Source organism: Rahnella aceris (genome assembly GCF_011684115.1).
Lineage (GTDB): Bacteria > Pseudomonadota > Gammaproteobacteria > Enterobacterales > Enterobacteriaceae > Rahnella > Rahnella aceris.
This window is the reverse complement of record NZ_JAADJV010000001.1, coordinates 570,907-597,236: the sequence shown is the minus strand read 5'-3', so window position 1 is coordinate 597,236 and position 26,330 is coordinate 570,907. Positions and strand designations below refer to the sequence as shown.

Sequence of the window (26,330 nt, the reverse complement as noted above, 5' to 3'; positions counted from 1 at the left end):
TCAATGACTGAATTCCAACCTTTAGCAAGCGCCGCCGGGATGACCGTCGGCCTTGCCGTTTGTGCGCTGATCCTCGGCCTGGTGCTGGCGATGATTTTCGCAGTCTGGGAATCCGCGCCGTGGAAGCCGCTTAGCTGGCTGGGCACCGCGTGGGTTACCGTGCTGCGCGGTCTGCCGGAAATCCTGGTGGTACTGTTCATCTATTTTGGTTCCTCACAGCTGCTGATGGTGCTGGCCGATGGCTTCAGCATCAATCTTGGCCTGTTCGCCATCCCGATCAAGTTGCCGATTGAGAACTTCGAAGTCAGCCCGTTTGTGTGTGGTGTGATCGCCCTTTCCCTGCTGTATTCGGCTTATGCATCGCAGACATTGCGCGGCGCACTGAAAGCCGTGCCACAAGGACAATGGGAGTCCGGTCAGGTGTTGGGCATGAAAAAGTCGGCGATTTTCTTCCGCCTGATCATGCCGCAGATGTGGCGTCATGCGTTGCCGGGACTGAGTAATCAGTGGCTGGTGCTGCTGAAAGATACCGCGCTGGTATCCCTTATCAGCGTGAACGACCTGATGCTGCAAACCAAAAGCATTGCGACCCGTACGCAGGAGCCATTTACCTGGTATGTGATTGCGGCGTGTATCTATCTGCTTGTTACCCTGTTCAGCCAGTTCGTGATTAAACGTATCGAACTGCGTACCACACGCTTTGAACGGAGTGCATCCTGATGTGGGAATATTTACCTGAAGTCCTGAAAGGATTGCACACCAGCCTGACACTGACCGTGGCGGCACTGATTGTTGCACTGTTACTGGCGATGATTTTCACCGTCGTTCTGACGCTGAAAGTGCCGGTTGCCAGTCAGATCGTTAAAGGTTACATCACGCTGTTTACCGGCACACCGTTGCTGGTGCAAATCTTCCTGATTTACTACGGACCGGGCCAGTTTCCGTCGATCCGCGAAATTCCGTGGTTATGGGAAGTCCTGTCGCAGCCGTGGCTTTGCGCGATGTTTGCATTGGCGCTGAACAGCGCGGCATATACCACACAGTTGTTTACCGGTGCGGTACGCGCTATTCCGTCCGGCCAGTGGCAGTCGTGCGAAGCACTTGGCATGTCGAAGCCGCAAACCTTGCGCATTCTGTTGCCGTACGCCTTTAAACGCGCGCTGTCATCGTATTCCAACGAAGTGGTGCTGGTGTTTAAAAGTACCTCGCTGGCCTACACCATTACGCTGATGGATGTGATGGGTCACAGCCAGCTGATGTACGGTCGTACGTATGACGTGATGGTATTCGGTGCGGCCGGTGTGGTTTATCTGTGCGTGAACGGGTTGCTGACCCTGATGATGCGCCTGATTGAGCGTCGTGCACTGGCATTTGAACGCCGTAACTGATAGCCAGAGAAGAATCTGAAGGGACGAGAAATCGTCCCTTTTTTTGTGCCGGAAAAAACATCCCCTTGTTTCAATTTATAATTTTTTAATCAAATTTATTGCATATAAATTCATTTAGTGGCACTTTATTCTCAGGTTTCACTTCCTGCCAGTTACCCGATTAAATTAATAAAATCAGTAAACTGTACCATGAAGGGAATGTCATTTTTTGAACAGGAATGTATTGCATGAAAAAGCTGATCCTCGCCGCCCTCTTGTCTGCCACGGTTTTCACTGCCACCGCTGCGGACACCATTCGTTTCGGTACTTCCGCCACGTATCCGCCGTTTGAATCTATCGGCGCTGACAACCAGATTATTGGTTTTGATATCGACCTGGCGAACGCGCTGTGTAAGCAAATGCAGGAAACCTGTACCTTCACCAATCAGCCGTTTGATGGTCTGATCCCGGCACTGAAATTCCGTCGTTTCGATGTGATTATTTCCGGTATGGATATCACGGAAGAGCGCAGTAAACAGGTGACGTTCACCCAGCCTTACTACGCTAACACGGCAATGATTATCGGGCCGAAAGGCAAGTTTGCTTCTATTGCGGATCTGAAAGGTAAGCGTGTTGGCCTGGAAAATGGCACCACGCACCAGAAATACCTGATGGAAAAGCATCCTGAAATCACTACCGTCGGTTACGACAGCTATCAGAATGCGATTCTGGATCTGAAAAGTGGTCGTCTGGACGGGCTGTTAGGCGACACCGCCGTGCTGAACGGCTGGCTGAAATCCAACCCGAATCTGGGTGAAGTCGGCGAGCTGATTAAAGATCCGCAATACTTTGGTACCGGCGTCGGCATGGCGGTGCGTCCTGATAATAAGGAACTGCTGGCGAAGCTGAACACAGCGCTGGAAGGGATCAAAGCTAACGGCGAATTTAAAAAGATCAATGACAAGTGGTTCCCGGCTCACTGATTCCCCGTCATCCTTTTTTAACAGCCGTCTGGAAAGGCGGCTGTTCTGCGTAACATCTCCCAAATATGCAACGAAGCAGAACTTATTACATCGAAAAAGTGACATTCATCACACTACATTCATGGAATGACTTTTACACTGTTCAACCGTAATCACTGCGAGATCGAATGTTTATGCACGCACGTTTTCACACCGCCTTTGCGGCACTCCCTGAAAATTTATCCTCCGCGCTTGAGCCGTTTTTGCGTCATGATGACTTCCCGGCAATGCTCACTGCGGCTGATGTTGCGCAGATAAAACAGGCGACCGGACTGGACGATGACGCGCTGGCATTTGCCCTGCTGCCTCTGGCCGCAGCCTGTTCCGTTACGCCTATCTCTCATTTCAATGTCGGTGCGGTTGCACGCGGAATTTCAGGCAATTTGTATTTCGGTGCCAACATGGAATTCGCCGGTGCGCCGATGCAACAAACGGTTCACGCTGAGCAATCCGCAGTCACGCACGCCTGGCTGCGTGGTGAAACCCGTCTGGCCTCCATCACCGTGAATTACACCCCTTGCGGGCATTGTCGTCAGTTTATGAATGAGCTGACCAGCGGCACAGCGCTGGATATCCATCTGCCCGATCGTGATGTAGCAACACTTGGCGATTATCTGCCGCACTCCTTCGGCCCAAAGGATCTGGACATCACCACCCTGCTGATGGACCAAGTGAATCACGGTTACACACTGGAAAGCACCGACTCCCTGGCACTCATGGCACTGGATGCCTGCAATCAAAGTCATGCGCCTTACAGTAAGTCGCACAGTGGTGTGGCGCTGGAAACTCATAACGGCAAACAGTTCGGTGGCCGTTACGCCGAAAACGCCGCATTCAATCCGAGCCTGCCTCCTTTGCAGGCCGCGTTAATCCTGCTGAATATGTCAGGTGAAGATTGCCTGAAAGTGCGCCGTGCAGTACTGGTCGAGCAAAAAGATGCGTTGATCACGCAAAACGATGCCACGCGTGCCACGTTAAAAGCACTGGGCTGCAAAGATATCACCACGCTGACCTGCTGATAGTGTGAGCCGGTTAACACTAAAGACTCTGTTTCCGGAGTCTTTAGTTACATAACATTGTCATTACATTTGTCATTTGAAATCCTTATTTCCTCTCTGTTACCCTCACCGCTCCGAAATATAAAAAACAACATTCTGAAAACCGGAAGAGTAAAACGATGGAACTTGAATACGAAAGTAAACGCCCCCTGTACATTCCCCACGCTGGCCCGATCCTGTTAGAGTTTCCGTTACTGAATAAAGGCAGCGCTTTTACTGAAGAAGAGCGCAGCAACTTTAACCTTCACGGTTTACTGCCGGAAGCGGTGGAAACCATCGAAGAACAGGCTGACCGTGCCTACCGCCAGTTTCAGAATTTCAAAACCGACATCGATAAACACATCTATTTGAGAAACATTCAGGACACCAATGAGACACTGTTCTACCGTCTGCTGGACAACCATCTCAGCGAAATGATGCCGGTGATTTATACCCCGACCGTCGGCGAGGCCTGCGAACACTTTTCCGATATCTACCGCCGCGCCCGTGGCCTGTTCATCTCTTATCCCAACCGCGCCCACATCGATGACATGTTGCAGAACGCCACCAAACAACACGTAAAAGTGGTGGTGGTGACTGACGGCGAACGCATTCTCGGCCTGGGCGACCAGGGCATCGGCGGCATGGGCATTCCGATCGGTAAGCTTTCCCTGTATACCGCCTGTGGTGGCATCAGCCCGGCGTATACCTTGCCGGTGGTTCTGGACGCCGGCACCAACAATCCGCAGTTACTCAACGACCCGCTGTACATGGGCTGGCGTCATCCGCGCATTACGGGTGAAGAATATGAAGCGTTCGTTGATCAGTTCATTCAGGCCGTAAAAATCCGCTGGCCAAACGTGCTGCTGCAGTTTGAAGATTTCGCGCAGAAGAATGCCATGCCGATCCTCGAACGCTACCGTGATGAACTGTGCTGCTTTAACGACGATATTCAGGGCACAGCGTCCGTGGCGCTGGGTAGCCTGATTGCCGCCAGTAAAGCCGCCGGGGGCAAACTGAGCGATCAGACAGTCGCCTTCCTCGGTGCCGGTTCTGCCGGTTGTGGTATCGCAGAACAAATCGTTGCGCAGATGAAATCTGAAGGTCTGAGTGAAGAAGAAGCCCGCGCCAAAGTCTTTATGGTCGACCGCTTTGGTTTGCTCACCGATAAACTGCCTAACCTGCTGGATTTCCAGAGCAAACTGGTGCAGAAAAGCAGCGCACTGGCCAGCTGGGGCATGGAAAGCGACAGCGTTTCCCTGCTGGATGTGGTGCGTAACGCCAGGCCAACCGTGCTGATCGGCGTTTCCGGCCAGCCGGGGCTGTTCACCGAAGAAATTATCCGCGAAATGCACAAACACTGTGCACGTCCGGTGGTGATGCCCCTGAGCAATCCGACGTCCCGCGTGGAAGCCACACCTGCCGATATCCTGAACTGGACAGACGGCGCCGCGCTGGTCGCCACCGGCAGCCCGTTTGCACCGGTGAGCCACAAAGGCAAGCTCTACCCTATCGCACAGTGCAACAACTCCTTCATCTTCCCGGGGATCGGGCTGGGTGTGATTGCCTCGGGCGCCACCCGCGTTACCGACGGGATGCTGATGGCCGCCAGCAGAACACTGGCAGAGTGTTCGCCGCTGGCCACAGAAGGCACAGGCTCGCTGCTGCCGGACGTTGACGATATTCAGGGCGTGTCTAAATGCATCGCGATGGCCGTCGGTAAGGCCGCGCAGTTGCAGGGCGTGGCGATGGTAACGTCAGAAGATTCTCTGTCGAAAGCCATTGAGCACAACTTCTGGGCACCGCAGTACCGAAGTTATAAGCGCACGTCTTTCTGATCCGACGGTAGTAAAAGAAGTCCGGCTATGATCCAGACCAATGCCTTATGCATTGGTCTTTTTTTTCGTCCAAATTGCAGTACGTCGCGCAGATTAAGAAGTAATTCACTGAAAAGTGCTGAAAAAAGCTGCGAAGCCTGTGGATGCAGAGTCCAACGTATTGCGAACCCCGAACAGGTAAAGTAGCCTTGGATCCGATTTCCATCCGGTCATAACAGGGATACCTATGATTAAGCGACTTATAGCTGGCGTTTTCGGCATCATTATTCTGATGCTGGCTGTCGCTATTGGGCTTGATCAGTGGATAAGCTTACGTACCCAGCCCTACATTTATGACGAAGTACAAACCCTGCCGCACCGTCAGGTCGGCGTGGTGCTCGGAACAGCGAAGTATTACCGCACCGGCGTCATTAATCAGTATTACCTGTACCGGATTCAGGGCGCGATTAATGCCTACAACAGCGGCAAGGTAAAATATCTGCTGCTGAGCGGTGACAATGCACAGCAAAGTTATAACGAGCCGAGCACCATGCGCCGCGATCTGATTGCCGCCGGTATTCCCGCCAGCGATATCGTGCTCGACTACGCCGGATTCCGTACGCTCGACTCCATCGTGCGTACCCGTAAAGTCTTCGACACTAACGATTTCATCATTATCACCCAGCGTTTCCACTGCGAACGCGCGCTGTTTATCGCGCTGCACATGGGCATTCAGGCACAATGTTTCGCCGTACCATCGCCAAAAAATATGCTCAGCGTGCGCAGCCGCGAGATCTTCGCCCGCCTCGGCGCGCTGACGGATTTGTATCTGCTTAAACGCGAACCCCGCTTCCTTGGCCCGCTAATCCCTATTCCTGCGGTACACACCATTCCGGACGATGCCCAGGGCTACCCGGCGGTAACACCGGAACAACTGCTGGCATTACAACAGCAACTTGAAGCCGAGAAGAAAGCCGCTATCGCCAAAGCCGCGGCAGATAAGGCAGCAGCGGATAAAGCTGCTGCGGAAAAAGCGGCCGCAGACGAAGCGGCCAGAGTCAAAGCGGAGCAGGAAGCCAATGACGCCGCTCAGGATGAAACCGAGGATGCCGCACCGGCACCGCAACCTGAACCACCGAAACCGGTGGGCAGAAATCCTTTCCAGCAGTAAGAACCGGACTGCGCCTCCCCTTCGAAAGGGTTTGGCCTTTAGCGCCTCACCCTGCGAAAGGGGAGGGAGCAGTCCGGTTCCGAATTTACGACAGCAAAAAGGCCGCGTATGCGGCCTTTTGTTTTTACTGCCCGATCACTTATTTCTTCTTGGCGTATTTCAAAGAGTCCAGCGCCACCGCAAAGATGATGATGCTGCCCTTGATAATGTACTGCCAGTAAGGGTTCACGCCGATGTAGGTCAGGCCGTAGTTGATGACGGTGAAAATCAGCACCCCTGTCACCACCCCTGCCACAGAACCCACACCACCGGCGAATGACACGCCGCCGACCACACAGGCTGCGATGGCATCGAGTTCATACATAAAGCCGAGGTTGTTGGTCGCACTGCCGATACGCCCCGCTTCGAGCAAACCGCCGAACGCGTAGAACACACCAGACAATGCATAAATCATAATCAGGTTTAACGGGACGTTAACGCCGGAAACTTTCGCGGCTTCAGGGTTACCACCGATAGCAAAGATGTTTTTACCGAAGCGGGTTTTGTTCCACAACACCCAGACAAAGGCGATCGCAATCAGCGCGTAGAACGTAATGTAGGAAAGCTTCAGACCACCTAAATGGATAAAGCCTTGTGCAAACTGGGAGAAGCCCGGGTCAAAGCCTGCGACCGGTGAAGAACCAACATAATCGTAATACAGGGAGTTAATCCCGTAGACGATAATCATCGTGCCCAGCGTGGTAATAAACGGCGTTACGTTCAGGTAAGCGATAATAATACCGTTCAGCAAACCAATTAATGCACCAACAATACACACGGTCAGAATAACCAGCGGAATGGGCACCACTTCCAGATTCGGGAATACTTTGTTGACGTTGTCCATCGCCTGCAACATGGTGGCCGCAACAACCGCTGCTAACCCGACCTGACGCCCGGCTGACAGGTCAGTACCCTGGGTGACGATAAGCCCTGCCACGCCCAGTGCGATAATAACGCGCACAGATGACTGAGTCAGAATGTTACTTAAGTTGACGAGACTGAGGAAGCTCGGATCCTGGATGATAATAATGGCCAGTAAGACCAGCAGGACCACATAAATCCCGCCCTCTTTTAAATAAGTGAGCACACTTTTCTTATTTAATGCTTTCATAATAAGAACCCTTAAAAATTAGAGATGCAAGGAAGCCAGGCGTAATATTTCGTTCTGCGAGGTATTTTTAGTTTCAACAATACCTGCAACCTGTCCATTACTCATAACCAATATTCTGTCAGTAATACCCAGCAACTCCGGCATTTCAGAGGAGATAATAATGATCCCCTTCTCTTTTTTCGCCAACTCGGTGATTAACTGGTAAATTTCAAACTTAGCGCCAACATCAATGCCGCGCGTCGGTTCGTCCAGCATTAATATCTCAGGGTTGGTTAATAACCAGCGCCCGATAATAACTTTTTGCTGATTACCGCCTGACAATGAACCAATGCTGGTTTTATGTCCCGGCGTTTTCACCCGCATGGAATCGATAACCCATTGGGTATCGCTTTTCATCCGGGCAGTGTCGAGTAAACCGGCTTTATTTTTATATTGACGAATATTAGAAATCAGCGAGTTAAAGCCGATGTCCAGATATGCATAAATACCGGTGGAACGACGTTCTTCCGTCACCAGTGCAAAACCATGGTTAATGGCTTCATTGGCACTGTGATTATTAATTTTTTTGCCGTGTAATTTAATGGTTCCGGCGACTTTCTCGCGGATACCAAATAACGTCTCGACGATATCTGTACGTTTTGCACCGACTAAACCGGCAATTCCGAGGATTTCCCCTTTGTGTAAATCAAAGGAAATATCACGAATGGAAGGCTGGCGCAGCGAGGTCAGATTACGGACTTCGAGGATAACTTCACCCGGTACGTTCTGGCGGTCAGGGAAACGCTGGCTCAGTGAGCGGCCGACCATCATGGAAATGATTTTATCCATGTCCAGGCCTTCCAGCGGCTGAGTAATAATCCACTGACCGTCGCGCAGAATGGTTATCTCATCGCACAGCTGGAAGATTTCTTCCATCTTATGCGAGATATACACAATGCCGCAGCCACGATCTTTCAGCTTACGGATGATGGTGAACAGATGGTTCACTTCCTTTTCCGTCAGCGAGGACGTCGGTTCGTCCATAATGACGATTTTTGCATTGTAGGAAAACGCCTTAGCGATTTCGATCATCTGCATCTGCGAAACGGACAACTTACCGACCTTGTCGCGCGGGTCGATATCAATATCCAGTTCGTCGAAAATCGCCTTGGTGTCTTTGTACATTTTGTCCTGATCGACAAATAGTCCTTTGGTCGGATAACGTCCCAGCCACATGTTGTCCATGACCGTACGTTGCAACACCAGGTTTAATTCCTGATGGACCATCGACACGCCTTGTTCCAGCGCTTCTTTCGAACTTTTAAAATTAACTTCCTGTCCCTGAAAAAGAATGGTACCGGAATCTTTGCTGTATATCCCGAAAAGGCATTTTAATAATGTGGATTTACCGGCGCCATTTTCACCCATCAGGGCGTGAATAGAATGAGGACGCACTTTTAAATTCACATTATCTAACGCCCTGACGCCAGGAAATGATTTATTGATGCCACTCATTTCCAGAAGGAATTCGTCCGGTTTTGATGTTGTGTCAGATAACGTATTATCGGCCATAGTTATACCTGGCTAAAGATAAAAATAAACGGGTGTATTAATACCTGATGTCAGCCCTGCGTATGGCCGGTATACGCACCACACGCAGAGCGACATGACGTCCTGTCAGATAAGCATTAACGTCTAATCATACTTAGTCTTTATTTACGGCTTAACCGCAATTATTTTTGCCACTGCTTAGCTTTGTTTTTTATTGCTGTCTGTCTTTACTGCTACCGTTGCATTCTTATTTCACGAAGGAAGACAGGTTGTCTTTATCCACAGCGACGTAAGGAATACGCACGACTTTGTTTTCGATTTTCCAGTTAGTCCCTTCGGCCGCTGGTTTACCGTCAGCCAGATTTCTCGCCAGATCAAACGTGGCTTTCGCCTGGTTGTTTGCATCGTTCAACACGGTACCGGCCATTGCGCCAGATTTCACCAGTGCCAGCGCTTCTGACAGGGCATCCACACCAAATACCGGAATGCTGGTTTTGTTATGAGATTTCAGCGCTTCTACAGCACCCATTGCCATCGCATCGTTGTTGGCGATAACCACTTCGATTTTGTTAGCGTTAGGACCGGATAACCACGCATCCATCTTGTCTTTCGCCTGTGCGGTATCCCACATGGCGGTATCAAGCTGCAGTTGTTGAGTTTTCAGGCCTTCTTTGCCATTCAGGGTGCTGATGACGTACTTAGTACGCGCTTCAGCATCCGGATGGCCCGGCTCGCCTTTGATCAGCACGTATTGAATCACGCCGTCTTTGTTCAGATCCCAGGCCGGGTTAGCTTTCCAGTGTTTAGCAATCAGCTCACCCTGGATCACGCCGGATTCTTTAGAATCAGTCCCGACATAATAGGCTTTGTCGTAGCTGTCTAAATCTTTACGGGAAGGTTCTTTGTTATAGAAAACGACAGGAATGCCAGCACCGCGGGCTTTTTCAATGATGACCGGGGCAGCAGCCGGGTCAACCAGGTTAATGGCCAACGCTTTAACACCCTTCGCCAGCATAACGTCAACCTGGTCGTTCTGGGTAGACTGGCTGTTTTGCGAGTCATTCATCAGCAGTTGCACATCTGGAGTGGCTTTCGCATCTTTCTCAATGGCTTTACGAACTTCGGACATGAAGTTGTCGTCATATTTGTAGATGGTGACACCGATTTTAGTATCAGCAGCATGTGCGGCAAAACCAAACATCATGCTTGCAGCCAGAGTCGCCAGGGTGAAGACCTTCTTATTCATTTGTATCTCCGGTTATGTAGGGTGTTACAGAATTTGGCACCGGAAATCCCTGCGGGAGCAGTACAGCTCCACGTCACGATTGTGGGTGCCTGCCATCCTTGACTTATAACGTCCTGACTCGCTGTGAAACAAGTCCGGTAAACCGGACCCAAATTGAATCATATTGAAAACGAATGAATCATAATGCGCCCGATGTTAATAAACTGTGAAAGTTCTCACAGATTGAAAACGGTTACATCGCGTTATTTGATCAATAAGTGACGGGTGCCACATTTTGCCAGGGAGCTACCGAGTGGCGTCTGACCAGCGTAGGCATGAAGCAATGCGAAATGCCCGCAGCTAACTGTTCTGCCGCACCTTTTAAAGCCAGTTCAGTGGCAAGCGTCGCCATGGAAACGATCGGATAACGCACAGTGGTCATTTTCGGGCTGGTATAGCGGGCAATCGGAATGTCATCAAAACCGATCAGCGAAAAGTCATCGGGAATGTTAATTCCGTTTTCTTTCAACACGGCCATCGCCCCCGCAGCCATCGAATCGTTGTAGGCGAACACCGCGCTGAGGTGCAGATTACGCCCGAGCAGTTCCACCATCGCCGCTTCCCCGCCCTGCAGATCCGGCGAACTTTGCGCCCGCCATGCAGCAGGTGGCGCATCTCCGCTCTGATGTGCCTGCGTCATTGCCTGCGAATAGCCCTGGTAGCGCTGCAAATCGTCTTCGATACCATGACTTGAACCGATGTAACCAATGCGCTGGTGCCCCTGGGACAGCAACAGGCGGGTTGCCATTTCCGCGCCACTGACGTTGTTAAGCCAGACACAGCGGTGCTCGTAGCCCGGAATGACACGGTTAATCAGCACCATGCCCGACACCTGATCCATAAATCGCGAAAGCTCGTCATCCCCCAGCGCCTTGGAATGCACAATGAGTGCGTTACAGCGCTGACGAATCAGAACTTCAATGGCGTACCTTTCTTTTTCAGCAATATGATAGCTGTTGCCTATCAGGACGTATTTCTGATGCTGCTGCGCGACGGTATCAACGGCTTTCACCAGCGCGCCAAAGAACGGGTCTGAAACATCCATCACCACCACGCCGATGGTATCGCTGCTTTGCGTCGCCAGTGCCTGCGCATTGGCATTGGGCCGGTATCCCAGCGTGGCGACGGCCTGTAACACCTGCTCGCGCGCTTCTTTGCTGGCAATAGACGGATTGTTCAGAACACGTGACACGGTGGCGACAGAAACCCCCGCCAGCCGGGCGACATCACGAATTGTGACCATGCGTCGCTCCGTGATCAGTCAGGGAATGGTACGGAGGAATACGGAAATTTTTGACCCAGGAGGTAAAGAAACCAGACAAAGAGAAGCGAGGTGAAGTGCGCATGGCGTTTCCTTTTTTAGTGTAGTGGTCATCGGAGAGGCACGACCGCTATCCTAAACATTTTGCGAAAACGCCTGCGTGAATCTCGTCACAGGAAAGAAAACGTTTACATACAAATATGCAACCTTCATCCCAAATCCATCATTTAGGATGATATATCAACGTCAGGTTCAGGCAGCTTTTAGTTCTTCACCCGCTGCTTTCGCCGTCAGTTGACGCCAGAGCCACTCCACCGGCCCCTGGCGGAAATGACGCAGCCACAGCAATGTCACCAGCACATTGCACACCCAGACCAGCGGCACCAGTGCGACCAGCTGCAGGCGGTCAAAGTGCTGATAGAAGCCGAAAACATTGAAGAAGGTGATGCAGATGAGCGTCTGTAACAGGTAATTGGTCAGTGCCATGCGGCCAGTCTGCGAAATCCAGTGCGTTATGCGCCAGCGGGAAATCAGCGGCCAGAAGCCGTAGCACAGCGCCAGATAGCTCACCGCCTGCATCAGCGAGCCAATTTCACGCGGCACCTGCAACAGAAAACCGCTCCAGCGGTAGTCCCAGCCGGTACGGTATTGCAGATAAATCGCCGGGATCTGAATCAGCAATGAAAGCGGTAACAGTACGGCTGCGACCTTGCGGTAATGCGAGACGCGAAACGCACCTTTGAGCCATCCGCTGCGCATCAGGCCGGAGCCAATCAGCATGGCGCCCGCCAGTTCCCAGCCGTATTGCGCGCCAATCGCCAGCAAACTGGATGACAGTAAATCGAGCCGGTTGCGGATAGCTTCCCAACCCCCTTTCAGCCGCCAGTATTGTTCATACTGAATTTCCGCCGGTCCCGGAAGCCAGAAACTACCGGGCTTCGGCGAGGTAATAAATCCCAGCATCGCCAGCACGGCCACACCGATCAGATACAAAATGATGCCCGTTGAAATCAGCGACTGACTGCTGCGCCCTTCCCGCACCATCCTCCAGCACACCAGACCAATCAGCCCGTATGACAGCAAAATATCACCGTCCCACATCAGGGTGGCATGAAGAAAACCGCACAGTAATAAAATCGACAGCCGGGCCTGGATCCAGTGTTTGCCGCGCGGCAGCAATAAAAACAGACCGCCGCCAAACAGCATGGCGAACATCATCAGGAATTTGCCTTGCGCCAGCGCGTCGAGCACCGCCCAGGTCCAGGTATCAGAAGCTGAAGGCGTTCCGGCAAATGCCGGATTCAGGTAAGCGGCTTTCGGTAAACCGAAGGCGCTGATATTGAGCAGAAGAATGCCAAAAATGGCGAGACCACGGGCAAAGTCGAGCGTGGCAATACGTGAGCGCACCCTGACATTCCTTTTGAAGATTATTGAGATATTTAAGAATAAGGGAAGAAAATCAGGGTGGCTACCATCCAAGTAAATGAAGTTGCAGCATGGCAGCCAGCGAGAAGAACCCGATGAGCTGACTGATGTCAGTGATTCGGGTCTCCGAACGCAGCGAACACCGCTGCGGCTTTAGTTACGACGGATGGCGGACGGTTCTTAAAAATTCTTGTCGCGTATTCTGGCTGGATTTGAAAAGACCACCGAGCGAAGTCGTCGTCGTTGCGCTGGTCGCGTCACGCACACCACGCGCTTTCACGCAGTAATGCACCGCATCAATGGAAACCGCGACATTGGTGGTGCCGAGCAGGGTTTGCAGGGCAACCAGTATCTGCTGGGTCAGACGCTCCTGAACCTGCGGGCGCTGTGAGAAGAACTGCACAATGCGGTTGATTTTCGACAGGCCGATTACGGTGTCTTTCGGGATATACGCCACGGTCGCTTTGCCGTCGATGGTCACGAAATGGTGTTCGCAGGTGCTGGTCAGGGTGATATCGCGCACGGTGACCATTTCATCCACTTTCATCTTATTTTCGATGACGGTGATTTTCGGGAAGTTGGCGTAATCAAGTCCGGAGAAGATTTCATCCACATACATCTTGGCGATGCGGTGCGGCGTTTCCGCCAGACTGTCATCGGAAAGATCCAGATTGAGAAGCTGCATGATGCCGGTCATATGTTCCTGGATCCGCTGCTTGCGCGTTTCATTGTCGATCGGCAAAGCTTCACGCAGAGGGGTTTCCAGACCACGGGCTAACAGGGCCTCGTGAACCAAAATGGCTTCTTTACTCAGGATTGGCATTCTTTCTTCTCCGGCAGATGTAATCACTTTGACGCAGATCACGCTAAAATGAGGTGGCTTACTGTAGTAGAGAGCCGGTTCAGAATCCAGTGAATGTGCTTCATGATGGATGAAATAGCTGCAACTTATCGTTTATGCCGGAAGACCAGCGCCCCGGCAATAATAAAACCGGCCAGCGCGACATACAGCGCAGGCTCCAGACGATGGGTCAGCGCGGTAGAAATCGCCGACAGAACCGGTCCGAATAACTGGCCAACAGCGTAACCGGTCGTCAGCAACCCGGCCATATAACGGCTGTGATTGGGTGCAAGCTCGCGGCTGTATTGTAAGGCCAATTGCACCACGCTGAGGAAACCACCGCCGGTCAGTAGCGCGCCAAGCACCAGACCACTGACGCCCGGCACCACTTCCGCGCACAAAATCCCCAGCCCCTGAATCCATAGTGTCAGCGCCAGGCGGGTATGCGTAGTCAGACAATGGCGGGTAAGAATACCGATGATGATGCCGATAACCGCAGCGCCGCCAAACACCGGCCAGACAAACTGCGCGAACAGACTGTCAGGAAAACGTGCACTCGCCATCTGAGATAAAAACGTCGCGGGCAGGATATAGCCAAAGCCCGCCAGACTGTAACTCCACACCAGACGTTTCAGCGCAGGCGTCATTATCAGCGGCTCAGTCGCCATGTGCGAACGGTGCAGGTCGCCTTTGCGCGGCAGATTCGGCGTGATAATTGCCACGAAAATCAGCGCCAGCACGCCGTAAACACACCAGGCCTGCGCAGAGGTGAGCTGCAAACTGTGAATACCCACCGCTAGCATGCCGCTGAGGAAAATCCCCGCGCCCGGCCCGGCAAACACCGCGGCACTCATTGCCGGACGGCCATAATGCGCCAGCCGTTCGTTACACCACGCTGATACCATGACCATCGCCCAGCCGCTGGTCCAGCCGATCAGGAAGCGCACAATACTGTGCAGCACTTCGCCGGAAATTACCGCCGACAGCAATGTCAGGATCACGCCGCCCCACACGCCCAGCCACAAACGGCGTTCAAGATGTTTGCTGGCACGCATGCCATCAAACGCGCCACACAGATAACCGAGATAGTTGAACGCGGCGACCAGCCCCGCGCCGGTCAGGCTGAACTGATGTTCAGCTATCATTAAAGGAACCTGCGGCGTAAAGGCAAAACGCCCGATACCCATCGCGACGACAAAAGCCAGAAAACCACTTAGCGCAATACGAAAAGCCATAACTGCTCCGTCAAAAGAAACCGCAATGCAACATATTAGAAACAGTGAGTAAACATACTCAAACCTGTCGCCGAAAACAGCAGATTTCTTAAAAGAAAGTTAATTGGAAGTTGTCGCTATGATGCCTTATGAGTACAATCACGGAAACTGAATAATACAAACCAACTTGTTTACGATTAGAGAACACAGGAACCCATCATGGATCTCACTCAGTTACGGATGTTTTGCTGCGTAGCGGAAACCGGTTCGCTGGCGCGTGCGGCAGAGCAACTGCATCGTGTCCCGTCGAACCTGACCACCCGCCTGCGCCAGCTCGAACTCGAACTGGGCACCGATCTGTTTATCCGCGAGAAGCAACGCATCCGCCTGTCCGCCATGGGCCATAACTTCCTCAACTACGCCGAGCGCATTCTGGCGCTGAGCGACGAAGCGATGAGCATCATGCATGCCGGTGAACCGGCCGGGAATTTCGCGCTGGGGTCGATGGAAAGCACGGCGGCAACACGCCTGCCTTCTTTGCTCGCCGCTTATCATCAGAAGTTTCCGCAAGTGGCGCTGTCGCTGGTGACGGCGACTTCCGGAGAAATCATCGACAGCGTGCGTGCCGGACGTCTCGCCGCAGCCCTGGTTGATGGCCCGATCGATTTTGACGATATCAATGGCTGTATTTCTTTTCGCGAGCGCATGGTGGTGATTACCCCGCCGGGCGAGTCGCCGCTGGAAGTGCCTGCGGGTCGCAGCGGCCACACCGTTTTTGCATTCCGCCCCAGTTGTTCCTACCGCCAGCGTTTACAGGGCTGGATCAAACACATGAATGTGCCGGTCGCTAACACCCTGGAGATTCAGTCCTATCATTCCATGATGGCCTGTGTCGCCAGCGGTGCGGGTATCGCCATGATCCCGCGTTCTGTGCTGGAACAGTTGCCCGGCCACGAGCGGGTAGAAATTCACGAAATGCCGGATGAATTCGCCGATACCGCCACCTGGCTTATCTGGCGCCGGGATGCGTTCAGTCCGAATGTCCGGGCGCTGAAAGAACTGATCATCGAACAGAATGACGGGGTGATCCCGTTACTGAAACATCCGCTCGCCGCAGAACACGATCCGGCGTTGCATCCGACTTATTAACTTAAAATCCGAATAAGTAAAAACACCTGACTGGAGCTAAAAAATGCAAATGATCAAAACACGTGCGGCCGTCGCCTGGGGCCCGAATCAACCTCTGTCCATCGAAGAAGTGGATTTGATGCCGCCGCAAAAAGGCGAAGTGCTGGTGCGTATTGTCGCCACCGGTGTTTGTCATACTGATGCTTACACGCTGTCCGGCAAAGATCCGGAAGGCGTTTTCCCGGCGATCCTCGGCCATGAAGGCGGCGGTGTCGTCGAAGCCGTCGGCGAAGGTGTCACCAGCGTGGCCGTGGGCGACCACGTGATCCCGCTGTACACACCGGAATGTGGCGAGTGTAAGTTCTGTAAATCCGGCAAGACCAACCTGTGTCAGGCGATCCGCACCACACAAGGCAAAGGCCTGATGCCGGACGGCACCACCCGTTTCTTTAAAGACGGCAAGCCGATTTTCCATTACATGGGCACTTCGACCTTCTCCGAATACACTGTGGTGCCTGAAATCTCCCTGGCGAAAATCAATAAAGAAGCGCCGCTGGAAGAAGTGTGTCTGCTCGGTTGTGGCGTGACCACCGGGATGGGCGCGGTCATCAACACCGCTAAAGTGAAAAAAGGCGACACCGTGGCGATCTTCGGTCTCGGCGGGATTGGTCTTTCTGCGATTATCGGCGCGGTGATGGCTGGCGCAGGCCGCATCATCGGTATCGATCTGAACACCAGCAAATTCGATCTGGCGCGTAAACTCGGCGCAACTGATCTGATCAACCCGAAAGATTTCGACAAGCCGATTCAGGACGTTATCGTCGAAATGACCGACGGCGGCGTGGACTTCTCCTTCGAATGTATCGGTAACGTCAATGTGATGCGTTCCGCACTGGAATGCTGCCACAAAGGCTGGGGCGAATCTGTCATCATCGGCGTGGCCGGTGCAGGCGAAGAAATCTCCACCCGCCCCTTCCAGTTGGTGACAGGCCGCGTATGGCGTGGTTCTGCTTTCGGCGGTGTGAAAGGTCGCAGCCAGTTGCCGGGCCTTGTGCAACGTTATCTGGACGGCGAATTCGCCCTGAACGATTTCATTACCCACACCCTGCCGCTGGAAGAAATCAACCAAGCCTTTGACCTGATGCACGAAGGGAAATCTATCCGTACGGTTATTCATTTTAATAAGTAAGGAATGTGTCAATGAGCAGCTCGATTGAACTACTCGAAGAACACCGGATGTTTGGCGGCTGGCAGCAGCGCTACCGCCATACCTCTGAGAGCCTGAATTGCAGCATGACGTTCAGCATTTATCTGCCTCCGGCGCAACACGACGCGCCGCCGCCGGTGCTGTACTGGCTGTCGGGCCTGACCTGTAATGATGAAAACTTCACGATCAAAGCCGGGGCGCAGCGCGTCGCGGCAGAACTCGGTGTGATTCTGGTGATGCCGGATACCAGCCCGCGCGGTGAAGGTGTCGCCAACGACGACGGTTACGATCTCGGTCAGGGCGCCGGTTTTTACCTGAATGCCACGCAGGCGCCATGGGCAGCGCATTACCGGATGTACGATTACCTGCTTGATGAACTGCCTGCGCTGATCAGCGACCATTTCAAGGTCAGCGAACGTCAGTCGATTTTCGGCCACTCAATGGGCGGCCACGGTGCGCTGATGCTGGCGCTGCGTAATCCGCAGCGTTTCTGTTCGGTGTCAGCGTTTGCGCCCATCGTGAATCCGGCTCAGGTGCCGTGGGGACGTAAAGCGTTCAGCGCGTATCTGGGGGATGACGAAAGTCAGTGGCTACAATACGACAGTTGCCACCTGCTGAGTTCATTGCCAGCGGATCAAAAACCGTTCCCGATTTTAGTCGATCAGGGCGATAGCGATCAGTTCCTGGCGGATCAGCTACAACCGGCAAAACTGGCGGAGATCGCCCGACAACGCGGCTGGCCGTTACAACTGCGGGTTCAGCCGGGGTACGATCACAGTTACTTTACGATTGCGTCATTTGTGGAAGATCACCTGAAATTCCATGCGGAGTTTTTGCACTCCCCTTCATGAGTGCAGGTTCCTAAAAATAGAAGCCATCTGCTTCTCCCCTGCGAAGGGGGAGAAGCAAAAATCTCAGTTCTTCAATTTTGGATCCAGCGCATCCCGTAATCCATCCCCCAGCAAATTAAACGCCAGTACGGTCAGGAATATCGCCAGACTTGGGAAGATTGCCACGTGCGGCGCCATGACCATATCGGCCCGGGCTTCGTTGAGCATCGCTCCCCACTCCGGCGTTGGCGGCTGTGCGCCCATGCCCAGGAACGACAGACTGGCGGCGGTGATGATCGAGGTACCGATACGCATGGTGAAATACACCACTATCGATGACAACGTGCCCGGCAGGATGTGGCGGAATAAAATCGTGGCGTCAGAGGCGCCAATGCTGCGCGCCGATTCAATATAGGTTTGCTGTTTGAGTACCAGCGTGTTGCCGCGCACCAGTCGCGCAAAGGCAGGAATGCTGAAAATCGCCACGGCAATAATCACGTTCGACATGCCATTGCCCATCACCGCCACGACGGCAATCGCCAGCAAAATACCGGGGAAAGCAAACAGGACGTCACAGACGCGCATGGTGATGCGATCCCACCAGCCTTCGTAATATCCCGCCAGCAAGCCGAATACCGTGCCGATTGCCGCGCCGAGCACCACAGAAAGGACACCAGCCGTCAGTGAAATCCGCGCACCCATCAGAATACGGCTGAAAATATCACGCCCCAGCGAATCCACACCCAGCCAGTGGATCAGCGACGGGCCTTCGTTCAGACGGTCGTAATCAAAATAATTTTCCGGGTCAAAGGGCACCAGCCACGGCGCAAGAATGGCCGCAGCAATCAGCAGCAGGATAAAAACTCCCGCAATCATCGCAATGTGCTGCCGTCGAAAACGACGCCAGAACGCTTTCCACGGTGTCCTTCCCGCCTGTGGTTGCACAGTTCCCGGCGTGATTACCGGTAAACCCGCGAGTACGGCATTTCGCCGCCAGTTTTTCATGCGCTTACTCACTTGTATCGGATGGAAGGGTTGATGACGGCGTACAGCATGTCCACCAGCAGATTGATGAGGATAAATTCCAGCGAGAACAACAGCACTTCTGCCTGAATCACCGGATAATCGCGCATCTCAACCGAATCGACCAGCAACCGCCCTAACCCCGGCCAGTTGAACACTTTCTCCACGACAATCGAACCGCCGAGCAGGAAGCCAAATTGCAGTCCCATCATAGTCACGACGGGGATCATCGCGTTACGCAGGCCATGTTTGACCACGACCACCGCTTCGTGCACGCCTTTGGCACGCGCAGTACGCATATAATCTTCCTGCATCACTTCGACAAAAGAGGCGCGGGTAAAGCGGGCCATGATCGCCGCCACCGCTGCACCGAGTGTGACAGAAGGGAGAATATAGTGCTGCCAGCTGTCAGCGCCCACCGTCGGCAACCAGCCCAGTTCAACAGAAAAGATTTGCATCAGCAGCATGCCCAGCGCGAAGGCCGGGAAGGAAATACCGGAAACGGCGAGCGCCATGCCCAGTCTGTCCGGCCAGCGGTTACGCCACACGGCGGATACCACGCCAATCACCAGCCCGAAAATCACCGACCACACCATGCTGGTCAGCGTCAGCCAAAAGGTCGGCATAAAGCGCGAACTGATTTCATCAATGACCGGGCGTTTTGAGACCATTGAGTGGCCGAAATCACCGGTCAGCGCATTGCCAAAGAAAGTGAAGAATTGCTGATAAAGCGGTTTATCCAGCCCCAAATCCTGACGCACCAGCGCCACTACGCTGGCATCGGCATCCTGCCCGGCCATCAGCCGCGCCGGATCGCCCGGCAGCAGATGCACAAATAAAAACACCAGCACGGCCACAATCAGCAGTGTCGGGATCAGTCCGAGTAATCGTTTTAAAAAATAATTAAGCATGATTCGCTGTCTGTGATTTCACGGTAGACATCCATGTTCCGGACCCGGAACACACGAGTTCAGGGCACGCACGCTGTGCGCCACGCGCCCTGAAAGCCTCACCGCCTGTTATTTCACATCTGCATCATCAAAACTGAACGCCGTATCGGGCATCACATAGAAGCCGGTCAGACGTTTGTTTTTGGCTGAAACCAGACGTTCAGTGACCAGGAACGCCCACGGCGCATCGCTCCAGATTTGCTTCTGGGCATCAGCGTACAGTTTAGCTTTCTCAGCTTTGTCAGTCGTTTTCAGCGCATCGGTCAAATCTTTATCCACCTGCGCATTGCTGTAGAACGCGGTATTGAACTGCTTCGGTGGCGCGGCCTGTGTGGAGAACAGCGGAGACAACGCCCAGTCTGCTTCACCGGTAGACGCCGACCAGCCGGTGTAGAACATGCGGATGCCCGCCTCTTTCTGCCCCACATTCTCAACCTGCGCAGCACGCTGTGCGGCGTCCATGGCGGTAACCGTCACCTTGATACCGACCTGTGCCAGTTGTTGCTGGGTGAACTGCAACACTTTTTGCGCGGTACTGTTGTTGTGTGAGGACCACAGCGTAGTGGTGAAACCATCCGGGTAACCGGCTTCTTTCAGCAATGCTTTGGCTTTTGCCGGATCATACGGCCACGGTTTAAATTTCGCGGCGTATTCGATGCCCTGCGGCAATGGCCCTTCAGACGGCACAGCATAACCGGCAAACGCCACTTTGATCAGCGCCTGCTTGTTAATCGCGTAGTTAATCGCCTCACGCACTTTCACATTATCGAACGGTTTTTGCGTGACATTGAAACTGATGTAGCGATGCAGAATCGATGGCGCCGTCACCAGATCCAGTTTGGCATTTTTCTCCAATAAGGCTGCCTGTTCGTAAGGCACCGGGAACGCCAGATCCGCTTCGCCGGTTTGCAGCATGGCTGCCCGGGTGTTGTTATCAGCCACCGGACGCCAGGTAATGGTATCGAGTTTCGGCTCACCTTTTTTCCAGTAACCGTCGAACTTCTTCACTTTCACAAAGTCAGTCTGGTTCCATTGTTCAAGCGTATACGGGCCGGTACCGACCGGATGGAAACCGATGTCTTTGCCGTATTTGGTCAGCGCCGCCGGGGAAATAATCACCGCAGACGGGTGCGCCAGAATGTTGATAAAGGCGGAGAACGGCGCTTTCAGCGTGATTTTCACCGTGGTGTCATCAACGGCTTCAGTGCTGGCGATATTTTTAAACAGGTTATAACGCTTGAGGTGACTGTCCGGGTTACTGGCACGATCAAAGTTGACCTTCACCGCCGCCGCATTGAAGTCAGTACCGTCCTGGAATTTGATGCCCGGATGCAGTTTGATGGTGTAAACCAGACCGTCTTTACTGACGGTATAGCTGTCCGCCAGAACGTTTTCCAGTTTCATATCTTTATCAAAGCCAAACAGCCCCTGATAGAAAGATTTGGCGACCGCCTGCGATAAGGTGTCGTTAGCGTCATACGGATCAAGCGAGGTGAAGTTAGAACCTACGGCGATAACCACGTCTTTTGCCGCCCATGCAGAAGCCGACGCCAGCGAACCGAAAACAGCGGCAGCGAGCACGGCCTGACGGACAACGTTCTTACCTTTAGATTTCTGCTGATTCATGTCAGTTCCTTTTCCTGTCTTACCCGTTTGTCTTACTAAGAATTGACGACTCAAAATAAGCCGCCACAAAAATCAGTAAATACCCGCAATCGTATGTCTGGCGACGAAATGACCTTCGCCCACCTTCACCAATGGCATCACCACCGGGTCATCGTGCAGCCCGCGGATCGGGCTGGGGATTTCATCCACCAGCAGCGCCTGGTCTTTTCGCTTGTGCGCCGGATCGGCGACCGGTACAGCCGCCATCAGTTTGCGGGTATACGCATGTTGGGGTGTTTCAAATACCGCACGGCGCGAGCCGATTTCCACTATCTGCCCGAGATACATCACCGCCACGCGGTGGCTGATGCGTTCAACAACGGCCATATCGTGAGAAATAAACAAAAATGCCAGACCAAACTCTTTCTGCAAATCCATCAGCAGATTGATGATTTGCGCGCGGATAGACACATCCAGCGCCGAAACCGATTCATCGGCAATCACCACTTTTGGATTAAGGGCCAGCGCACGCGCAATGCAAATTCGCTGCCGCTGGCCGCCGGAAAACTCATGAGGATAGCGCTGCGCGTGTTCCGGCAGCAGTCCGACTTTTTCCAGCAACCACGCCACACGGGCTTCGGCTTCTGCGCCTTTTGCCAGATTGTGAACCAGCAGCGGTTCCATAATGGAATATCCTACCGTCAGGCGCGGATCGAGCGAGGCGTAGGGATCCTGAAAAATAAACTGGATATCACGGCGCAGATGTTGCAGTTCACTGCCGCCGATATCAGTCAGCGTCTGGCCGTTAAAGGTGATGGTGCCCCCCTGACTCTTCACCAGTTTTAGCAGCGAACGGCCGGTGGTGGATTTACCACAGCCTGACTCCCCCACCAGCGCCAGCGTTTCACCGGGATGCAAATCAAAACTGACTTTTTCCACGGCATGAACCCGGCGGGTCACGCGATTGAAAATGCCGCTGCGCAGGTCGAACCGCGTAACCAGATCACGCACCTGTAATATCGGGGGCACGCCTGGCGTCAGGGTGTTTTGAATCAGTTCCGGATCGCTTTCCTGTTGTGTGGGTGCCGGGAAGCGTGCGGGCAGCGGTTTACCCGCCATCGAACCGAGTTTTGGCACCGCCGCCAGCAACGTCTGGGTATAAGGCGCCTGCGGAGAACGGAATATCGCGTTCACTTCCCCCGTTTCCACACTGTTGCCCTGATGCATCACCAGCACACGATCAGCAATTTCGGCCACCACCCCCATGTCATGCGTGATAAAAATCACCCCCATCTGCATCTCTTTTTGCAGCACCCGGATCAGTTGCAGAATTTGCGCCTGAATGGTGACATCCAGCGCCGTGGTCGGTTCGTCGGCAATCAGCAACGCAGGTTTACAGGAGAGTGCCATCGCAATCATCACCCGCTGGCGCATACCGCCGGAAAGCTGATGCGGGTAACTGTCGAGAATATTTCTGGCTTCGGGAATCCGCACCAGATCCAGCATCCGTAATGCTTCCGCACGGGCTGCCCGGTGATCTTTATTTTGGTGCAAGCGGATCGATTCGGCGATTTGCTCCCCCACCGGGAAGACCGGATTGAGCGACGTCATCGGCTCCTGAAAAATCATCGCCATATCCGCGCCGCGCAGGTTACGCATGGCGGGCTGCGTGGCATTCATCAGATCGACTATCTCACCGTTACGGCGGCGCAACTGCATTTCACCTTGTGAAATCTTCCCGCCGCCCTGTTCCACCAGCCGCATCAGCGCCAGTGAGGTCACTGATTTTCCGGAACCCGATTCGCCAACAATCGCCAGCGTTTCACCGCGTTTTACCTGAAAACTGAGATGACTGACCGCCTGAATGACCTGCCTTTCATGGGCAAACTGCACGCTAAGCTGGCTGACGGCAAGCACGTGTTCGGGCGGCAGAATAAGAGGACCGTTCATCGGGCTGTTCATGAACGGTAAATGCTGACGACGGGCACATCGCCCACACGGGCGAATCCACGGTACATGCCTTCGCTGTTGAAAGGCAGCACCACATTGCCAAATTTATCCACCGCAATCATCCCGCCGCTTCCCCCCAGGGGCAGCAGTTTTTCCTGCACAACTTTATGTGTGGCCTCTTCCAGTGAAAGGCCGGCGTATTCGATAAGCGCGGCCACATCATAGGCCGCCACCGTACGCATAAACACTTCGCCGGTACCGGTGCTGGAAATCGCCACCGTATTATTGCTGGCGTAACAACCTGCGCCAATAATCGGCGAATCGCCGACGCGTCCGGCCTGTTTGTTGGTCATACCGCCAGTGGATGTGGCTGCCGCCAGATTGCCCAGCGCATCCATCGCCACCGCACCGACGGTACCGAATTTATGTTCAGGATCCAGCGGGTCAGCGTCGTTAAGCGAAGCGCCGTCGTGATCGAGCATGACACCCTGATCAGCGGCGATGGCCCGCTGCAACTGATCGTAACGTTCCTGGGTGAAAAAATAGTCCGCCCCGACCATTTCCTGGCCGTGCTCGCAGGCAAAGGCTTCCGCCCCCGCCCCGGTGAACATCACATGCGGACTGACTTCCAAAATTTTGCGGGCGGTCAGGATCGGATTACGGATATGATTCACGCCACTGATGGCTCCGGCATCGAGCGTCCGGCCATCCATAATGCAGGCGTCTAACTCATGCGTGCCCTGATGGGTAAAAACAGCCCCTTTTCCCGCATTAAATAACGGACACTCTTCGAGCAGACGCACCGCCTCGGTGACCGCATCCAGTGCACTGCCGCCGGAGGCCAGAATAGCCTGTCCGCAGGTGACTATTCTCTCCAGTTCGGCTAAATAAAGTCGTTCTTTTTCAGCGCTCATTGCCGCGCGGGTAATCGCCCCTGCACCACCGTGGATCGCAATAACCGGCCGCTTCTTGTCCGAAACGGAAGCCGCTGAATTATCAGTAGAAAAACTCATTAGCGCTGCACCTTTCGATGTTGTATTTATGTATAGGAAAATGTTGAGCTGTTTTTGACTATATTTAGCCCGCAACAGTATGTAAAGCGGAAATGTCGCACCATCAAAAAGTCGCTAATTGCTTAGATTGTTTAGGAAAAACAAATGCTGCAATTGAATATACCTGCGGGACAAATGACCAAAGAACAGCAATAATAAACGTCTTAACTACGGATAAAAGCATCTCTGGATAAGCTTTCCGCCGCTTTTTTATTTTCTCTTTTTAGGAAATCAGTTTATGGAAACTGTTTATAACCGCCGTCGGATTAATGTGATCTCATGGCTCAGCTATTTCTTTACCGGTGGACTGGTTTCCACTCTGGGCATTGTTATCGGGCCGGTGGCTACGGCATTTAACAAAGATCCGGGCTTTATCGGTCAAATGTTTTCCTTAATGAACATTGGCCTGTTCCTGCCCATTATGATCAGCGGCATTCTGATGCGTAAGTTTGATCTGGGCAAACAACTGATGACCGGCTCTTTCATTTCCGTGCTGGTGTGTATCGCGCTGTTTATCATGCCGTCTATTACACTGTTCGGCGTGGGTGTGTTCCTGATCGGCGCCACGGCGGGCCTGATGATGTCTATCGGCAGCTATCTGGTCGTACGTATTAATGACGATCCGAAAAAACGTTCCGCGAACCTGATCTTTACCGACTTCTTCTTCGCGCTTTCCGGTATGACGCTGTCGCTGGTGCTGGGTTTCCTGTTCAAACATGGCGCAAGCTGGCTGGCGATGTACGGCATCATGGGTGTCCTGAGCCTGCTGATGATTTTACTGTGCGCGGGTCAGAAATTCCCGAATGTTCCGCAACCGGTTAAAAACGAATCGACGCACAACGTGGTGAAAGAGCCATGGGGCATCGCGGTATTCTTCCTGTGTATTGCGCTGTTTGCTTTTGTCTTTACCGAGCTGGTCTTCACGCTGTGGATGCCAAGCTGGCTGCATGAGCACTTCAATATGGAAACGGACCGTGCCGCGATTTACATCACCACCTACTGGATGGTGAAAGCGATTGGCCTGTTCCTGAACCAGTTCACCGTGCGTTTCGTGAAACTGCGTACTTTCCTGCTGATTTCCGTGATTGTCGGCATGGCAAGCCTGGCGGTGCTGACCACCAGCAATTCGCCGACGCTGGTGCTCGTCGCCGTGGGTCTGTTCGGTTTCTGTAACTCAGGAATGTTCTCCGGTCTGATGAGCTACGGCAGCCTGCAGGTGAAAAACTCCCCGCCAACGCTGACCTCTGCGCTGCTGACCACCAGTTCCGTCGGCACGCTGATTTTCGCGTCCTTCTCGTCTTTCATCTACAACGAATACGGTTTGTTCTGGGCGCTGAATATCGCGACCATTTCCTATGCGTTGCTGGTGCTGATGGTGGTACTTGCCGGCCTGAAGAGCAAAGCAGAGAGAATTAACCACGAAGTCAGTGCACACTGAAAACGTTGTTTGAGTAATAAAAATCCG

General features: G+C 53.2%; 22 protein-coding genes. 10 read left to right on the top strand and 12 right to left on the bottom strand.

Features of this window, described 5'->3' with window-relative positions:
* The first annotated feature begins 3 nt into the window (after window positions 1–3).
* The 6 genes from artQ (at window position 4) to sanA (ending at window position 6,414) form a co-directional block, all read left to right on the top strand.
* Entirely contained in the window at window positions 4–720 is a 717-nt protein-coding gene (artQ, locus tag GW591_RS02715) for an arginine ABC transporter permease ArtQ (protein ID WP_013574753.1), read from the top strand.
* A complete protein-coding gene (gene artM / locus GW591_RS02710) occupies window positions 720–1,388 on the top strand; it encodes an arginine ABC transporter permease ArtM (RefSeq protein WP_112151156.1) in 669 nt (222 codons plus the stop codon). The genes artQ and artM overlap by 1 nt, the downstream gene beginning before the upstream one ends.
* Window positions 1,389–1,615: 227 nt before the next feature.
* Window positions 1,616–2,350, top strand: a complete 735-nt coding sequence (locus GW591_RS02705) for an arginine ABC transporter substrate-binding protein (protein WP_013574751.1) — start codon at window positions 1,616–1,618, stop codon at window positions 2,348–2,350.
* Window positions 2,351–2,523: 173 nt separating this feature from the next.
* On the top strand, window positions 2,524–3,408 hold the full coding sequence (gene cdd / locus GW591_RS02700) for a cytidine deaminase (protein ID WP_015689569.1): 885 nt from the start codon (window positions 2,524–2,526) through the stop codon (window positions 3,406–3,408).
* 158 nt (window positions 3,409–3,566) lie between these two features.
* Window positions 3,567–5,264 carry an NAD-dependent malic enzyme gene (locus tag GW591_RS02695; protein WP_013574749.1) on the top strand — a complete coding sequence of 566 codons (1,698 nt, stop codon included), beginning with the start codon at window positions 3,567–3,569 and terminating at the stop codon, window positions 5,262–5,264.
* Between the two features lie 226 nt (window positions 5,265–5,490).
* Complete coding sequence (sanA, locus tag GW591_RS02690) at window positions 5,491–6,414, top strand: outer membrane permeability protein SanA (RefSeq protein ID WP_013574748.1); 924 nt, start codon at window positions 5,491–5,493, stop codon at window positions 6,412–6,414.
* Window positions 6,415–6,553: 139 nt separating this feature from the next.
* On the opposite strand, the gene mglC is transcribed toward sanA, so the two are convergent.
* The 7 genes from mglC to GW591_RS02655 all read right to left on the bottom strand — a co-directional run bounded on the left by mglC (window position 6,554) and on the right by GW591_RS02655 (window position 15,141).
* On the bottom strand, window positions 6,554–7,564 hold the full coding sequence (mglC, locus tag GW591_RS02685) for a galactose/methyl galactoside ABC transporter permease MglC (protein WP_013574747.1): 1,011 nt from the start codon (window positions 7,562–7,564) through the stop codon (window positions 6,554–6,556).
* 18 nt (window positions 7,565–7,582) lie between these two features.
* Complete coding sequence (gene mglA / locus GW591_RS02680; protein ID WP_112151158.1) at window positions 7,583–9,115, bottom strand: galactose/methyl galactoside ABC transporter ATP-binding protein MglA; 1,533 nt, start codon at window positions 9,113–9,115, stop codon at window positions 7,583–7,585.
* A 226-nt stretch (window positions 9,116–9,341) separates the two neighbouring features.
* Window positions 9,342–10,340, bottom strand: coding sequence for a galactose/glucose ABC transporter substrate-binding protein MglB (mglB, locus tag GW591_RS02675; protein ID WP_013574745.1), 999 nt, complete (start codon window positions 10,338–10,340; stop codon window positions 9,342–9,344).
* Between the two features lie 250 nt (window positions 10,341–10,590).
* Entirely contained in the window at window positions 10,591–11,622 is a 1,032-nt protein-coding gene (gene galS / locus GW591_RS02670; RefSeq protein WP_119261423.1) for an HTH-type transcriptional regulator GalS, read from the bottom strand.
* Window positions 11,623–11,892: 270 nt separating this feature from the next.
* The gene (yeiB, locus tag GW591_RS02665) at window positions 11,893–13,047 is read right to left on the bottom strand and encodes a DUF418 domain-containing protein YeiB (RefSeq protein ID WP_015689565.1); all 1,155 of its coding nucleotides are present in this window, start codon (window positions 13,045–13,047) and stop codon (window positions 11,893–11,895) included.
* Window positions 13,048–13,222: 175 nt separating this feature from the next.
* The gene (gene folE / locus GW591_RS02660; RefSeq protein WP_013574741.1) at window positions 13,223–13,888 is read right to left on the bottom strand and encodes a GTP cyclohydrolase I FolE; all 666 of its coding nucleotides are present in this window, start codon (window positions 13,886–13,888) and stop codon (window positions 13,223–13,225) included.
* 125 nt (window positions 13,889–14,013) lie between these two features.
* The gene (locus GW591_RS02655; RefSeq protein ID WP_112198005.1) at window positions 14,014–15,141 is read right to left on the bottom strand and encodes a YbfB/YjiJ family MFS transporter; all 1,128 of its coding nucleotides are present in this window, start codon (window positions 15,139–15,141) and stop codon (window positions 14,014–14,016) included.
* Window positions 15,142–15,339: 198 nt separating this feature from the next.
* On the opposite strand from GW591_RS02655, the gene ptrR reads away from it, so the two are divergent.
* Genes ptrR through fghA form a run of 3 tightly spaced genes read left to right on the top strand, consistent with a single transcriptional unit; the run spans window position 15,340 to window position 18,306 of the window.
* Entirely contained in the window at window positions 15,340–16,269 is a 930-nt protein-coding gene (gene ptrR, locus GW591_RS02650) for a putrescine utilization regulator PtrR (RefSeq protein WP_013574739.1), read from the top strand.
* Window positions 16,270–16,312: 43 nt separating this feature from the next.
* Window positions 16,313–17,437 carry an S-(hydroxymethyl)glutathione dehydrogenase/class III alcohol dehydrogenase gene (locus GW591_RS02645; protein WP_013574738.1) on the top strand — a complete coding sequence of 375 codons (1,125 nt, stop codon included), beginning with the start codon at window positions 16,313–16,315 and terminating at the stop codon, window positions 17,435–17,437.
* Window positions 17,438–17,448: 11 nt separating this feature from the next.
* Entirely contained in the window at window positions 17,449–18,306 is an 858-nt protein-coding gene (gene fghA / locus GW591_RS02640; RefSeq protein ID WP_013574737.1) for an S-formylglutathione hydrolase, read from the top strand.
* Window positions 18,307–18,369: 63 nt separating this feature from the next.
* Here fghA and gsiD read toward each other — a convergent pair whose 3' ends face one another.
* The 5 genes from gsiD to GW591_RS02615 all read right to left on the bottom strand — a co-directional run bounded on the left by gsiD (window position 18,370) and on the right by GW591_RS02615 (window position 24,826).
* Window positions 18,370–19,290, bottom strand: coding sequence for a glutathione ABC transporter permease GsiD (gene gsiD, locus GW591_RS02635; protein ID WP_013574736.1), 921 nt, complete (start codon window positions 19,288–19,290; stop codon window positions 18,370–18,372).
* A gap of 8 nt (window positions 19,291–19,298) precedes the next feature.
* Complete coding sequence (gene gsiC / locus GW591_RS02630) at window positions 19,299–20,219, bottom strand: glutathione ABC transporter permease GsiC (protein WP_015689564.1); 921 nt, start codon at window positions 20,217–20,219, stop codon at window positions 19,299–19,301.
* Between the two features lie 108 nt (window positions 20,220–20,327).
* A complete protein-coding gene (gsiB, locus tag GW591_RS02625) occupies window positions 20,328–21,884 on the bottom strand; it encodes a glutathione ABC transporter substrate-binding protein GsiB (protein ID WP_112198003.1) in 1,557 nt (518 codons plus the stop codon).
* 72 nt (window positions 21,885–21,956) lie between these two features.
* On the bottom strand, window positions 21,957–23,825 hold the full coding sequence (locus tag GW591_RS02620) for a dipeptide ABC transporter ATP-binding protein (protein ID WP_013574733.1): 1,869 nt from the start codon (window positions 23,823–23,825) through the stop codon (window positions 21,957–21,959).
* Window positions 23,822–24,826 carry an isoaspartyl peptidase/L-asparaginase family protein gene (locus GW591_RS02615; RefSeq protein ID WP_166860052.1) on the bottom strand — a complete coding sequence of 335 codons (1,005 nt, stop codon included), beginning with the start codon at window positions 24,824–24,826 and terminating at the stop codon, window positions 23,822–23,824. The genes GW591_RS02620 and GW591_RS02615 overlap by 4 nt, the downstream gene beginning before the upstream one ends.
* Before the next feature lie 277 nt (window positions 24,827–25,103).
* Here GW591_RS02615 and tsgA point away from each other — a divergent pair, with 277 nt between their 5' ends.
* Window positions 25,104–26,303: an MFS transporter TsgA gene (gene tsgA / locus GW591_RS02610; protein WP_013574731.1), complete on the top strand. Its 1,200-nt coding sequence runs from the start codon at window positions 25,104–25,106 to the stop codon at window positions 26,301–26,303.
* The last annotated feature ends 27 nt before the right edge of the window (window positions 26,304–26,330 follow it).

Bases quoted from the DNA above. Each gene is read 5' to 3' on its own strand.
- artQ (WP_013574753.1), top strand. From the start codon at position 4: ATGACTGAATTCCAACCTTTAGCAAGCGCCGCCGGGATGACCGTCGGC.
- artM (WP_112151156.1), top strand. From the start codon at position 720: ATGTGGGAATATTTACCTGAAGTCCTGAAAGGATTGCACACCAGCCTG.
- GW591_RS02705 (WP_013574751.1), top strand. From the start codon at position 1,616: ATGAAAAAGCTGATCCTCGCCGCCCTCTTGTCTGCCACGGTTTTCACT.
- cdd (WP_015689569.1), top strand. From the start codon at position 2,524: ATGCACGCACGTTTTCACACCGCCTTTGCGGCACTCCCTGAAAATTTA.
- GW591_RS02695 (WP_013574749.1), top strand. From the start codon at position 3,567: ATGGAACTTGAATACGAAAGTAAACGCCCCCTGTACATTCCCCACGCT.
- sanA (WP_013574748.1), top strand. From the start codon at position 5,491: ATGATTAAGCGACTTATAGCTGGCGTTTTCGGCATCATTATTCTGATG.
- mglC (WP_013574747.1), bottom strand. From the start codon at position 7,564: ATGAAAGCATTAAATAAGAAAAGTGTGCTCACTTATTTAAAAGAGGGC.
- mglA (WP_112151158.1), bottom strand. From the start codon at position 9,115: ATGGCCGATAATACGTTATCTGACACAACATCAAAACCGGACGAATTC.
- mglB (WP_013574745.1), bottom strand. From the start codon at position 10,340: ATGAATAAGAAGGTCTTCACCCTGGCGACTCTGGCTGCAAGCATGATG.
- galS (WP_119261423.1), bottom strand. From the start codon at position 11,622: ATGGTCACAATTCGTGATGTCGCCCGGCTGGCGGGGGTTTCTGTCGCC.
- folE (WP_013574741.1), bottom strand. From the start codon at position 13,888: ATGCCAATCCTGAGTAAAGAAGCCATTTTGGTTCACGAGGCCCTGTTA.
- GW591_RS02655 (WP_112198005.1), bottom strand. From the start codon at position 15,141: ATGGCTTTTCGTATTGCGCTAAGTGGTTTTCTGGCTTTTGTCGTCGCG.
- ptrR (WP_013574739.1), top strand. From the start codon at position 15,340: ATGGATCTCACTCAGTTACGGATGTTTTGCTGCGTAGCGGAAACCGGT.
- GW591_RS02645 (WP_013574738.1), top strand. From the start codon at position 16,313: ATGCAAATGATCAAAACACGTGCGGCCGTCGCCTGGGGCCCGAATCAA.
- fghA (WP_013574737.1), top strand. From the start codon at position 17,449: ATGAGCAGCTCGATTGAACTACTCGAAGAACACCGGATGTTTGGCGGC.
- gsiD (WP_013574736.1), bottom strand. From the start codon at position 19,290: ATGAAAAACTGGCGGCGAAATGCCGTACTCGCGGGTTTACCGGTAATC.
- gsiC (WP_015689564.1), bottom strand. From the start codon at position 20,219: ATGCTTAATTATTTTTTAAAACGATTACTCGGACTGATCCCGACACTG.
- gsiB (WP_112198003.1), bottom strand. From the start codon at position 21,884: ATGAATCAGCAGAAATCTAAAGGTAAGAACGTTGTCCGTCAGGCCGTG.
- GW591_RS02620 (WP_013574733.1), bottom strand. From the start codon at position 23,825: ATGAACAGCCCGATGAACGGTCCTCTTATTCTGCCGCCCGAACACGTG.
- GW591_RS02615 (WP_166860052.1), bottom strand. From the start codon at position 24,826: ATGAGTTTTTCTACTGATAATTCAGCGGCTTCCGTTTCGGACAAGAAG.
- tsgA (WP_013574731.1), top strand. From the start codon at position 25,104: ATGGAAACTGTTTATAACCGCCGTCGGATTAATGTGATCTCATGGCTC.